13 protein-coding genes and 1 pseudogene are annotated in these 12,084 nt (G+C 60.8%); 6 read left to right on the plus strand and 8 right to left on the minus strand.

The genetic code is table 11. The features are described 5' to 3' along the window. Positions 1 to 223, minus strand: a pseudogene (locus tag EN993_RS38455) (LysR substrate-binding domain-containing protein); the annotation flags it as partial. Between EN993_RS38455 and EN993_RS22385 the strand changes: the two are divergent. After that, the gene (locus EN993_RS22385) at positions 155 to 832 is read left to right on the plus strand and encodes an SDR family oxidoreductase (RefSeq protein ID WP_348630427.1); all 678 of its coding nucleotides are present in this window, start codon (positions 155 to 157) and stop codon (positions 830 to 832) included. The pseudogene EN993_RS38455 and the gene EN993_RS22385 sit on opposite strands and share 69 nt — an antisense overlap. A 172-nt stretch (positions 833 to 1,004) precedes the next feature. Here EN993_RS22385 and EN993_RS22390 read toward each other — a convergent pair whose 3' ends face one another. Together EN993_RS22390 and EN993_RS22395 are read right to left on the minus strand one after the other, a co-directional pair. Further along, positions 1,005 to 1,700: a VIT family protein gene (locus tag EN993_RS22390; RefSeq protein WP_109672857.1), complete on the minus strand. Its 696-nt coding sequence runs from the start codon at positions 1,698 to 1,700 to the stop codon at positions 1,005 to 1,007. A gap of 4 nt (positions 1,701 to 1,704) precedes the next feature. After that, positions 1,705 to 2,220 carry a cytochrome b/b6 domain-containing protein gene (locus EN993_RS22395; RefSeq protein ID WP_127264845.1) on the minus strand — a complete coding sequence of 172 codons (516 nt, stop codon included), beginning with the start codon at positions 2,218 to 2,220 and terminating at the stop codon, positions 1,705 to 1,707. 654 nt (positions 2,221 to 2,874) lie between these two features. Between EN993_RS22395 and EN993_RS37905 the strand changes: the two genes are divergently transcribed. The 3 genes from EN993_RS37905 to EN993_RS22410 are packed head-to-tail and all read left to right on the plus strand — an operon-like array spanning position 2,875 to position 5,433. Next, positions 2,875 to 3,177 (plus strand): FMN-binding protein, encoded by a 303-nt coding sequence (locus EN993_RS37905; RefSeq protein ID WP_245468934.1) that lies wholly within the window; start codon positions 2,875 to 2,877, stop codon positions 3,175 to 3,177. A 25-nt stretch (positions 3,178 to 3,202) separates the two neighbouring features. Beyond that, positions 3,203 to 3,925, plus strand: coding sequence for an FAD:protein FMN transferase (locus EN993_RS22405; RefSeq protein WP_245463028.1), 723 nt, complete (start codon positions 3,203 to 3,205; stop codon positions 3,923 to 3,925). After that, complete coding sequence (locus EN993_RS22410; protein ID WP_127264846.1) at positions 3,922 to 5,433, plus strand: RnfABCDGE type electron transport complex subunit D; 1,512 nt, start codon at positions 3,922 to 3,924, stop codon at positions 5,431 to 5,433. The genes EN993_RS22405 and EN993_RS22410 overlap by 4 nt, the downstream gene beginning before the upstream one ends. Before the next feature lie 7 nt (positions 5,434 to 5,440). Here the strand turns inward: EN993_RS22410 and EN993_RS22415 are convergent, their stop codons facing one another. From EN993_RS22415 to EN993_RS22425, 3 genes are read right to left on the minus strand one after another with little or no spacing between them, the layout of a single operon-like run. After that, complete coding sequence (locus tag EN993_RS22415) at positions 5,441 to 6,784, minus strand: HAMP domain-containing sensor histidine kinase (RefSeq protein WP_109672846.1); 1,344 nt, start codon at positions 6,782 to 6,784, stop codon at positions 5,441 to 5,443. Then, positions 6,784 to 7,449 (minus strand): response regulator transcription factor, encoded by a 666-nt coding sequence (locus EN993_RS22420; RefSeq protein WP_109672844.1) that lies wholly within the window; start codon positions 7,447 to 7,449, stop codon positions 6,784 to 6,786. Before EN993_RS22420 ends, EN993_RS22415 begins: the two co-directional genes overlap by 1 nt. After that, positions 7,449 to 7,748 (minus strand): PepSY domain-containing protein, encoded by a 300-nt coding sequence (locus EN993_RS22425; RefSeq protein WP_245463027.1) that lies wholly within the window; start codon positions 7,746 to 7,748, stop codon positions 7,449 to 7,451. Before EN993_RS22425 ends, EN993_RS22420 begins: the two co-directional genes overlap by 1 nt. Positions 7,749 to 7,764: 16 nt before the next feature. Between EN993_RS22425 and EN993_RS22430 the strand changes: the two genes are divergently transcribed. Beyond that, positions 7,765 to 8,175, plus strand: a complete 411-nt coding sequence (locus tag EN993_RS22430; RefSeq protein ID WP_127264847.1) for a hypothetical protein — start codon at positions 7,765 to 7,767, stop codon at positions 8,173 to 8,175. 123 nt (positions 8,176 to 8,298) lie between these two features. Further along, positions 8,299 to 8,766: a DUF2231 domain-containing protein gene (locus tag EN993_RS22435; RefSeq protein ID WP_109672837.1), complete on the plus strand. Its 468-nt coding sequence runs from the start codon at positions 8,299 to 8,301 to the stop codon at positions 8,764 to 8,766. 100 nt (positions 8,767 to 8,866) lie between these two features. Here the strand turns inward: EN993_RS22435 and mgtA are convergent, their stop codons facing one another. Continuing rightward, positions 8,867 to 11,521, minus strand: coding sequence for a magnesium-translocating P-type ATPase (gene mgtA, locus EN993_RS22440; RefSeq protein ID WP_127264848.1), 2,655 nt, complete (start codon positions 11,519 to 11,521; stop codon positions 8,867 to 8,869). Then, positions 11,521 to 12,084: universal stress protein (locus EN993_RS22445; RefSeq protein ID WP_164757757.1), on the minus strand; the 564-nt coding region annotated here is incomplete at its 5' end. The genes EN993_RS22445 and mgtA, both read right to left, overlap by 1 nt.

Genomic DNA, 12,084 nt, shown 5'->3' on the forward strand with positions numbered 1-12,084 from the left:
CGGCCCCTCGGTTGGTCAGATTTGCCAGCTCGCCGGACGACAGGATTTCCATCTCGATGTCGGGATGCAGACGCGCGAAATCGGCGAAGTCCGGCATGAGCAGGTGTGTCGCAAGGGTCGGTGCCAGCGTCACCCGCAAAAGCCCGCGCACGCTCTGGTCGCGACCGAAGACGCGCGTCTCCAGCAAATGCGACGACGCTTCCATCTGGTTCGCGAGCTCGAGCTGGACGAGGCCGTCAAGCTGATCGGCCGGAACGTGACCGGCGTTCGCGGCGACGCGTCCAATCTCGACGACCTCGACCGCCTGTTCGATACAGTCAAGCGGGAAAAGGGCAAGATCGACATCCTGTACGCAAGCGCTGGCACGGGCGAAGCCGTCCCACTGGGCGAGATTACCGAGCAGCACTTCGATGCGGCCTTCAACCTGAATGCGCGCGGCACGCTGTTTACGGTTCAGAAGGCGTTGCCGCTGTTCAACGATGGCGGATCGATCTTCATGACCGGGTCAGTTGCTTCGATCAAAGGTTTTCCTGGTTACAGCGTGTATGCGGCGAGCAAGGCGACGTTGCTCGCATTCGCACGCGGGTGGCTCAACGAACTCAAGGGCAGGAATATCCGGGTGAACGTCCTGCACCCAGGGCCGATCGCCACACCGATGCAGGACCAAGTTCTCACCGAGGAGGCGAAGCAGATGTTCGAATCCCTGATCCCGCGGGGAAAGATGGGGCGTCCTGAGGAAATTGCGGCGGTCGCGCTGTTTCTTGCTTCAGACGATTCGAGTTTCGTGAATGGGGTGGAGTTGTCTGTCGACGGTGGCTTCTCGGCCATCTGAAATCGCGCCGGGTCGCGGGAAGCGGCTGACCGACGGGAACTTCGAAAAGTACCGTCACCGCTCTACGGACGATCTAGCAAACCGCACTAGTCCCGATCAACGTGGGTCGCGAAGTTTTTTCTTGCGCCTTTTGCCTGCGGCAATTCGGAAAACGATTCGTCAGGCGAATGAATCAGATGGCAGTACCGACGACGGCGCCAATGCCGGCGGTCAGCGCCATTGCTAGCGCCCCCCAGAAGGTAACGCGAACAGTTGCTCTTAACACATTGGCACCGCCGGCTTTCGCGCCAATGGCACCCAGCACTGCCAGGAACAGGAGCGAGGCAACAGACACCGTTGCGGCAAGCCAAGCGGCCGGCGAAACAAGCACCATCGCCAATGGCATGGCCGCGCCAACCGAAAATGCAGCCGCAGACGTCAGCGCGGCTTGGATCGGTCTGGCCGTCGTCACCTCCGAAATACCGAGTTCGTCACGAGCGTGGGCGCCAAGCGCGTCCTTCGCCATCAATTGGTCGGCGACCTGCAACGCCAGCGTTGGCTCGACGCCACGTTTGACATAGATCTCCGCAAGTTCCTGTCGCTCGAAATCTGGCTGCGTCGCCAGCTCCCCTTTCTCGCGCGCAAGGTCGGCTTGTTCGGTATCGGACTGCGAACTGACCGAGACATACTCGCCGGCCGCCATCGACATCGCGCCGGCGACCAGTCCGGCTACGCCGGCAACCAAAACGTTGGAGGCCGCGGCGTTGGCTGCCGCCACGCCAACGATGAGGCTAGCCGTCGACACAATGCCGTCATTGGCGCCAAGCACTGCGGCGCGCAGCCAGCCGACGCGGGATACAAGATGGTTTTCATTGTGCAGGCGGCTCATGACATCACGGCGCGCGCCGTCCGGCAGGTCGCAGCATCCTGACCAGCACATCCGATTTCACATAGAAATGTTGCCATAGCGCCGCGGCGGCATGGAGGCCGACGACAACGATGATCACCGGCTTGGCGAGTTCATGAATCTCCCCCATCGCTCGAAAGCTGAAGTACCATGCCAGCGCCCCGGTAATCGGCATCCCGAAAATGAACAGATAGAGCAGGAAATGGGTGGCAGCGGCAATCCGCTTCAGCAGGACGCTTTCTTCGGGCGGCGCCGGCACACCATCCCGTAGACGGACTGCAATTCGCCAGATCGCCAGCACCAGAACGACCAAACCGACATAGACATGAATGTTCGCGTTGAAGATGTCGCCAGCTGCCGGCTCTGTGCCGCGCGAGAACGCCTGGTAAGCCGGCTTGATGTCCTCACCGATTACAACCTGCAGGACGATCAACACCGCGATAGTCCAATGCAGCAATATCTGGCTTCCGGTGTATCTCGCCGGCTCGTTGGCAACAGTCATAGGCAGCTACCTCGTTTGAGAGAACCTTCCTACCTCGCTGCTTATGCGACAATCTTGATCTAGGACAAGTCAATTTGCCGTCCCCTTGAGCTTTCACCGGCCCCGCGCAGCTCGACCTCGGCTGACAGCCAGTTGTCAGCTTGGTCGTGGGATATTGCATCTGAAGCGAACCAGATGGATCGCCTCTGCAAGGTTCAATGTGGAAACACAATTCCGATGAAACAGATTGCCCTGTCACTTTTGGTGATCGCCGGCTCCGGCGCTTATGTCTGGGATCAGGCCGGCATACGGCCCGCCGGCGACATGCTTGGTTCGGCGCTGCCGGCAGACGCGACAGAGGTGCCCGCCGCATCCGCGTCGATGTTTCGGACCCTACCGGCGCCCTCACCCCAGTTCAGAACAAAGTTCCCGATTGCCAGGGAAACGACGTCAGGCATCGCAGTTCCCGCCAAACAGCCAAATGATTCAGTGAAGACAGCGGTTCGGATGGCACCACAACCATCGCCGGCGCCACCGGAGCAGCCAGTGGCGCCGGCTGTCACTGATCATGCGTCATCAACCCCTTCATTCGCAGTGACTCCAGCCGTCTACATACCAGTCCCGCAGCCGAGGCCGGCATATCCGGACGCGCCCGCACGTTTTGTCCCGGCGGGAATGAAGGTCGCCACACAGGGCTATGCCGACGGCGTCTACACCGGTCCGCCCGCCGATGCCTATTACGGCATCATCCAGATTCAGGCCCTCGTACAGGGTGGGCAACTCACGGCGCTGAAGGTGCTGAAATACCCCTCCGATCGCCGCACCTCCATCAATATCAACAGGCAGGCGCTGCCCATGCTGCGCGACGAAGCGATCACCGCCCAAAGCGCCAATGTCGACATTATTTCGGGCGCGACGCTGACCAGCAGGGCTTTCATCCAGTCGCTGCGCGGCGCGCTGAAGAAAGCGTCGTCGTAGTTCCATGCGTGAAACGCGTATTTTGATGGGCATGCCCATTACGGTCGACGTTGGCGGCGCGTCGAACGGTGAGCTGATCGAGACCGTTTTCGGCTATTTCGAGCATATCGACCGGCGCTTCAGCACATACCGGGCCGACAGCGAGATCTCGGCCATCAACCGCGGCGACGTTCCCGTCGTCGACTGGAGCGGCGAGATGAACGAAGTGCTTGCTCTCGCGCGGCAGACGAAAGACGAGACGGACGGTTACTTTGATATTCGCAAGCCCGACGGGTCGCTCGATCCTTCCGGCATCGTCAAGGGCTGGGCCATCCGCAACGCGGCAGCCATCGTTCAGCGAGCCGGCATCAGCGATTTCTTCATCGAGGCGGGAGGCGACGTCCAGTCCTGCGGCAAGAACGCTTCGGGCCATGACTGGAGCGTCGGCATCCGCAATCCCTTCAACGCGGACGAGGTCGTAAAGATCGTCTATCCCCGCGGGCGCGGTGTCGCAACCTCCGGCACCTATGTCCGCGGTCAACACATCTACAACCCGCATGGGATTGGCAGCCCGATCCAGGACATCGTGAGCCTGACCGTCATCGGCGCCGATGTGCTCGAAGCCGATCGTTTCGCCACCGCGGCCTTCGCCATGGGCCGGAACGGCATTCTCTTCATCGAGCAGACGCCTGGCCTGGAGGGCTATGTCGTCAACGCCAATGGCCGCGCCACACCGACAACCGGATTCGGAGCCCTTTGCCTGCCATGATCAAAACCATCGACCGGTTTCTCGATCGCCTGACTATGTACAGGCTGGTCCTCTACTATCTGATCACGCTGGTCAGCGCAGCGTTCGTGCTCGGCTTCGCCAAGCTGGTGCCACATGATCCGATTGCGCTCGCCTTCACCACGGCTTTGGCGCTGGCCACCTGCTGGCTCACCAACAAGGTCTTTGCGCATGTCTTCGCTGTCCCGGCCAACAACGAGTCCGTCTACATCACCGTGCTCATCCTGGCGCTCATCCTCGATCCGGTAGCCACCACGGACATCAAGGGAATCGCGGCGGTGGCATTCGCGTCCGTCTGGGCGATATCATCCAAGTTCATTCTCGCCATCGGCCGGAAGCACCTTTTCAATCCGGCTGCGCTGGGCGTGGCGCTGTCTGCGCTGCTGCTCGACCAACCAGCCACCTGGTGGGTTGGCGGCAATCTGCCGCTGCTTCCGCTCGTGCTCTTCGGCGGCATGCTCATTGTCCGCAAACTGCGCCGGCTTGATCTTGTCTCGACCTTTGTCGTCGTGGCTCTGGCGACCATTCTGGCAACCAGCGATCCGTCGCAGTACTGGACCGCGCTTACGGAGACACTGGGTTCGTCCCCTCTGCTGTTCTTCGCCTTTGTGATGCTGACCGAGCCACTGACCGCACCGACGATGCGATGGCCGCGCATCGCCTTTGCCGCCATCGTCGGCTTTCTGTTTGCTCCCAACATCCATATCGGCTCGTTCTATTTCACACCGGAACTGGCGCTGCTTGCCGGCAACCTGTTCGCCTATGCGGCAGGCCCCAAGGGACGCTTCGTGCTGACCCTGGAGCGCATCGAGCAATCGGCCGTCGACAGCTTTGACTTCGTCTTCCGGTCGCCGCGCAAGCTCGCCTTTGAGGCCGGCCAGTATCTCGAATGGACGCTTGGCCTCAATCATGCCGACAATCGCGGCAATCGCCGTTTTTTCACGGTTGCATCAGCGCCTACGGAGGAAACGGTACGCCTCGGGGTCAAGTTCTATCCGCAATCAAGCGCCTTCAAGCGTGAATTGATGACCATGAAGCCAGGCAGCACGATCCACGCGGCGCAGTTGGCCGGCAACTTCACGCTGCCCGCCAGGAGCGAAACCAAGATCGCTTTCCTGGCCGGAGGCATCGGCATCACCCCGTTCCGCTCGATGCTGCAATATCTACTCGACCGCAAGGAGCGGCGACCGATCGTTATCCTCTACGGAACAGAGAGACGGCAGGACATCGCTTATCGCGACGTGCTTGGCGCGGCCAGGCAGGAACTTGGTATCAAGACGGTCCACGCTGTGGCGAGCGGTGGCGAGCGCGGGCAGTATCCCGGATACATCGACGAGCGCCTTATACGTCTGACCATACCCGACTACCTTGAGCGCACTTTCTACATTTCCGGCCCGCAGGCGATGGTCAAGGCGCTGCGTCAGAAACTGCTGGCCATGGGCGTTCGCCGCTCAAAGATAAAGGTCGACTACTTCCCAGGTTTTGCCTGAAGCACGCTCAACTGTGTCGCGGCAAGGAAATGGTCACGACTAGACCCGGATCGGCGTTGGCCATGGCAAGGCATCCGCCATAGGCTTCAACGATGTCGGAAACGATGGCCAGGCCAAGGCCGCTACTCCCGCCCTTGCTGTCGAGTTGGACGCCTCGCGACAAGGCGGATTCGCGATCCGCATCCGGTATCCCGGGTCCGTCATCGGTTACAGTGATAATCACTTCGCCAGCGGCCAAGGATGCATCGACACTGACTGACGATTTTGCGTAGCGCGCGGCGTTCTCGACCAGATTACCCAGAATTTCAGACAGGTCGCCTTCGTCGATTGGCGCCGTCAGATCCTCCGCGACGTCCATCTTGAATGAAAGCTGCTTGCCGCGTGGCATACGCTTGACGACTGCAATGACACCAGCCGCGACCTCCGATACAAGGCAGGATGCCTTGCCGGAGACGCCTGGCGCGAGGCGCGCGCGCGCCAGCTCCCGCTCGACATGGCGCCGGATCGCTCCAGCGCTCTTCTCGATCTCGTCGGCCAGATCCGTCTCGCCTTTCTTGCGCAAGGCACGGATGTCAGCCGACAGCACTTGCAGCGGCGTCTTGAGGCCGTGCGCCAGATCGGTGGCGCGCGAACGGGCCCGAGCAAGAGCCTTCTCCTGGGCATCGAGAAGACGGTTGATTTCATCCGCGAGCGGCTGCACCTCGTTTGGTGCTACCACATCGAGCCGTGCCGCTCGCTGTGCGATCACGCTTCCGACGGCGACCCGCAAGGTCTCCAACGGCGCAAGACCGATGGTGATCTGGATGAAAAACGCGGCCATGAGAGCCACAGCAAGCATCAGGAGGGCCGGAGCAAGATCGCGAACATATTCGCTTACAGACACCTCAACGGTTCGATGATCCTCCGCCACGACCGCGCGAAAGGACCGACCTCCAGCGTCGATGATTGTACGCTCGACCGCAATGCTGAGTTCTCCGCCAGGGCCCGTGAACTCCTCGACCGTTCGCAGCTCACCACTTGCGCTCCGGGCAGGCAGGACCAGCTTGGCGTCCCACAAAGATCGTGAGCGCTCGAGACCGCCGGTGGCGATGTCTTCGACCTGCCAGTAGTAACCGGACAGCGGATTGGCGAAGCGCGGGTCGGTGAGCACCGGGGCTACCACCAGGTGACCGTCGCTTGTGAAGGTTGTTGCGCCGATCAACTCATTGAGGTCGACCGTCAGCTCGCCCACAACGCGCCGCTCGACATGAAGTTCGAACAGATAGCGCAAGCCGGCGCCGGCTATGGCGAGCGCGACAAGAATCGAGATCGTTGCCGCCAGCCACAGCCTGAAGCGGATCGAGTTGCCCATCAGGCGGGATCATCGGGCATCAGATACCCGAAGCCGCGCCGCGTTTCGATGATATCGCTGCCAAGCTTCCGTCGCAGCCGCGCAACGATGACCTCGATCGTGTTCGGATCGCGGTCATTCCCTGAATCGTACAAATGCTCGGCAAGTTCGGTCGGCGCCACCACTCGACCGGCGTGATGCATCAGAAACGCCAGTAGCCGGTATTCCAGAGGTGAAAGAGAAATGGGAACGCCACGGAGCGAGATACGCATCTGGCGCGTATCCAGAAGCAACGGCCCGGACTTCAATACGGGTGCCGACTGCCCGGCCGAGCGCCGCAGGATTGCCCGCAATCGGGCGAGCAGTTCTTCCATCTCAAAGGGCTTGGGGAGATAGTCGTCAGCACCAGAATTGATGCCATCCACGCGTTCCGTCCACATACCCCTTGCGGTCAGGATGAGAACTGGAAACCGGCGCGCGTTGGCCCGCCAGCGCTTCAAGACCGTAAGACCATCGAGTTTGGGGAGGCCGAGATCCAGAATGGCGGCATCATAGTTCTCCACATCACCAGCGAACCAGGCAGCTTCACCATCCCGCACGATATCGACCGCCATTCCGGACGCCTTGAGGGCAGTCGCGATATCGGCTGCTATGCGGGGCTCGTCCTCGGCCAGCAGTACCTTCATCAGTCGCCCTCCCCGTCGCGCATGATGACACCGGCACCAGCGTCGACGTCGACAGTCTTTCGCCGGCCATCGGCGTCGACGACCTGGAACCGGTAAACCCATTTGTTGGCCTTGCGGATGAGATCGACTGCGACGATGTCGCCTGGAGCCTGCGCACGAACGATATCGAGGATATTGGAAAGGCCCCTTATTTCGCCATGCTCGTACAGATCCCGCGCCCGGTCGTGGTCACCATCGTCGTCCTCGTCTGCGCGCGCGCAGAGTGGCTGGGCCAGGACAAGCCCGGCCAAGCCTGCCATTGCCAGGCGCTTTAGAATGGCTCTCATGAACGGTGCATGTCGCACGTCGAAGCTTTCAATCTGCTGTCAATCGTCCTCAGCCGCCAGCAAGCAAAGGTTCTCTATCAGGATCGTCGCGTCCAATCATGGCCGCGCCGAGAAGGATATCGAAACCATGCGCAATTCCATGCTTCTGCTAGCAGTGCTCGCGGGCCTGGCGAGCTTTGCCCTGCCCGCGACCGCTGAATCCGACGAGGGGTCGTGCGGAGCACCATCCTCGGTAGCGCCCGCCGGGCCGATCGACCTCGAGGCCATACCGATGCAGGACACGACCACCCGTAAGGCCATCAAAGGTGTTGGCGATGACGAGTGCGGAGACAACCACGTCCTCGGCAGAGCCGCTTTCGGCGGCGAGGACGAGGGCGACGCTCTTGGAGACGACGACTAAACCTTCCAACGGCGGTTCGCGACATTCATCGATGTCGCCGCGCCGCAGACGCCGCCCACCCACCGAACACCTCGTCCTGCAAGGCCGCGTGCTTTTGGCCTGACCTACGGAGATTTTCTTATCATGATACCAGTCCAGCATATTCATCCCATGCTCGTGCATTTTCCCATTGTCCTCATCTACACGCTGGCGGCAATCGACCTTGTGGCGCTTGCTCGCGGCAACGCGGTGACAAGGCGTTCTGGCGCGGGGACGATTTCTACTTTTGTCGCACTCGCAGCCGGGGCTTTCGCCATTGGAACCTGGTTCTATGGCGGACTCGCTCTCGATCATGCAGAAGCGGCCGGCTTCAGCAGCGACATAGCGGAGATTCACGAGAGTCTTGGCGGCATCACGGCCTTCGCCTTTCTGATTTGGGGCGGCGTCAGGCTCGCCTTGTGGGTCCGCAATCGCGAGCTGGGGCCAGTGGCCATCGCCGTTCCTGTGATCGAAATCGCAGGGGCAGTGCTTGTAACCACTACAGCATACTACGGTGGCCTGCTGGTCTACGATCTCGGTGTGAATGTCTCCAGGGCCGCAATGGGCGGCTAACGTGTCGGATTGACTTGCGGACCGACGATGGGCTGGTCTCACGGCCTTTCGATGGCCCACGGTGGGCTGTATGGTTGCATTTCTTGCCATGCCCGGAGTCTCACTCATGAGCAATTCTTTGGGCATGGGTCGGACGGGGTACGGTTCTATTGGCGGTGGCTCGCCCTGCTCTCGATCGATACGAGTGTCTGCTCTCATGATCAAAGAACCAGCGCTTGGTTACCTCCGAGGCCAACAGATAGAGCGTGGTGATCGCGACGAGTCCGACAAGCACGTGCAGCGGCAGCGGCACAAAGCCGAAGCGCGCCGCTGCGGGCACGTAAGGTATGATGATCGCAACAGCTGCCACTGCGAGCGTAAGCCATGCAAGCAGGAGGCTAGGACGGCTCGCCCAGAACGCCTTGTGCGTGCGCACGATGAGCACGATGGCTAGCTCCGTCAGCAGTGACTCGACGAACCATCCGGTCTGGAAGGCAGCCGCTGTCGCATGTGCAACAAGCAGCAAGAAAGCGAAGGTTGCGAAGTCGAATAGCGAACTGACCAAGCCAAAGCCGATCATGAATCGCCTGACAAAACCGATGTCCCAGCGGCGCGGTCGGCGCAGCTGGTCTGCGTCGACATTGTCGCCGGCGATAGCCAGCGAGGGAATGTCTGACAGGAAGTTGTTAAGCAGTATCTGCGCCGCCAGCAGCGGTAGGAAGGGCAGGAACAGCGAGGCGACAGCCATGCTGATCATGTTCCCGAAATTGGCGCTGGTCGTGATGGAGATATATTTCATCGTGTTGGCGAACGTCTTGCGGCCGTCGTCAACACCGCGCACCAGTACGCCCAAATCCTGTTTGAGAAGGATAATGTCGGCAGCCTCGCGGGCGACATCGACTGCGGTGTCGACGGAGATGCCGATGTCGGCCTCGTGCAAAGCAGGCGCATCGTTGATGCCATCGCCCAGATAACCGACGACATGGCCGCGGCTCCGGAACGCCTGAACGATGCGCTCCTTCTGGTTGGGATCGATTTCGACGAAGAGATCGGTGTGCTGCACGCTTGCGAAAAGCGCGCTCTTCGTCAGCTTCGACAGGTTCTCACCGGTCATGATCCTGTCAGCTCGCAAGCCGACCGCGTCGGCGAGATGCGCAGCGACGTAACGGTTGTCGCCCGAAATGACCTTTACCGCGATGCCACGGTGGGCGAGCGCTGCAAGCGTCTCCCTGACGCCTTCCTTTGGCGGGTCGAGGAAAAGCAGGAAGCCCGCGAAGGCGAGATCGATCTCATCTTTTCTGCCAAATGCATTCCGGCTTTCAAACCGACGGATTGCCACGCCTAGAACGCGGTAGCCGTCCGCGCTCCAGCGCCGGAATTTCTCATCGATTGCCGCACGGTGCGTCTCATCGAGGGGCTCCAGCCCTTTCGCCGTACGGACAAAGCTGCAGATTTCGAGGACGTTTTGTACGGCGCCCTTCGTGATCAGGAGATCGTCGGCATCCTTGGTCCGGACAACAACGGATAGCCGCTTGCGGATGAAATCGTAGGGGATCTCGTCGACCTTCGTGAAGCCGGCCAATGACGCGCCCTGACCCGGCACGCCAGCGATCGCTTCGTCCAGAGGGTTCTTCAGTCCGGTCTGCATGGTCGCGTTGAGACGTGCCCAAAGCAGGATATCCGTCGACGGATTGCCATCGACATCGAGCCATCCATCCAGGTGGATGATGCCTTCGGTCAATGTCCCGGTCTTGTCGGTGCAAAGCAGGTCCATGCTGCCCAAATTCTCGATGGCATCGAGACGGCGCACGATGACGCCATTGGCCGCCATCGCCCGGGCACCTCGAGCAAGCGTCACGCTAATGATCGCCGGAAGAAGTTCCGGAGTGAGGCCAACCGCGAGTGCCAGCGAAAACAGCAGTGATTCAATCAGCGGTCGATGGAGCATCAGGTTGGCGAAGAACACCAGGATGACAATCGCCAGCATGATCTCGGTCATCAGATAGCCGAACAGCCTAATACCCTGGGCAAACCCTGTTTCGGGAATTTGTCGCTCCAAGGCCGCGGCGATGGATGCAAATTCGGTGCTGGTGCCGGTGGCTACCGCAAGCACGGTTGCAGTGCCACTGCGGACCGATGTGCCGGTGAAGACCGCGTTGGTGCGCTGTGCGAGGGAAGCCTCTGGCAACGCCCGTCCTGGTGCCTTCACGACAGGAAAGGTTTCACCGGTCAGCACGGCCTCGCTGACATTGAAATCGCGTGCGTCCAGGATGATACCGTCCGCGGGAATGAGGTTTCCGGCGGAAAGCCGGATCACATCGCCCGGCACGATATCTTCGGCAGCAACCGAGCACTCAATACCATCACGCAGCACGACAGCCTTGCGCGAAATGCGCTGTTTCAGCGCTTCCGTAGCACGCGACGCGCCGTACTCCTGGGTAAAGCTGAGGATACAGCTTGCCAGCACGATCGCACCGATGATTACAGCCTCCTGCCCCTCGCCGACGAAAGCCGACACGGTGGCCGCGAAAATAAGGATCAGGACCAGTGGGCTGCGGAATTGCCGGACAAAGACGGTCAACGCCGACGTGCCGGACCGCGAAGCCGGAGTGTTTTGGCCGAACTTTGCAAGCCTGGATGCAGCCTCGGAAGTGGCAAGGCCCAAGGCAGACGTCTTGAGGCGTCGCAGGAGGTCATTGGTCTCGATCGACCAATAGGCACCACCGTCGGGGACGGGTCGCTGGTCAACTTCGCCGGGTACGATACGAGAGATCATCAATACGACATGAAGCGGTTGATGCCGCTTTCCTCGATCAGCGTGCGGGTGACCCCGCCGAACGCCCATTCCCGCAGACGGCTGTGCCCATAGGCACCCGAGACGATCAGGTCCGCATGGATCGACCGCGCAAATGTCAGCAACCGGTCGCCGTCAGCCTCGCCGGCAATCAGTTCGGTTCGGGACTTGATGCCATGGTGTTCGAGAAAAACCGCGACATCGGCGAGGCTGTCGCGGATGCTCTCGTCGCGGTCGGTATCTATTGTGGCAACGACCACTTCGTTAGCCGTGGCCAAGAAAGGCAATGCATCAGCTATCGCCCGCCGCGCCTCCCTGGTGTCCTTCCAGGCAACCAGCACGGTTTTTGCAAGGACGTGTTCGACATTGTTTGCAGTGACCAAGATCGGACGGCCGGCACCGAGTGCCAGACTGCCGATATCGACGGCGCGAAACACATTGTCTCCTGCCTCACCGGTAACGATGAGGTCGGCCGCTCGGGCCGAAACGCTCAGGAAGCGGGTTGGGCTGCAAACGGCTTGCCCCCATTCGCTGAAGATCGAAGC

The organism is Mesorhizobium sp. M7D.F.Ca.US.004.01.2.1, assembly GCF_003997785.1.
GTDB lineage: Bacteria > Pseudomonadota > Alphaproteobacteria > Rhizobiales > Rhizobiaceae > Mesorhizobium > Mesorhizobium loti.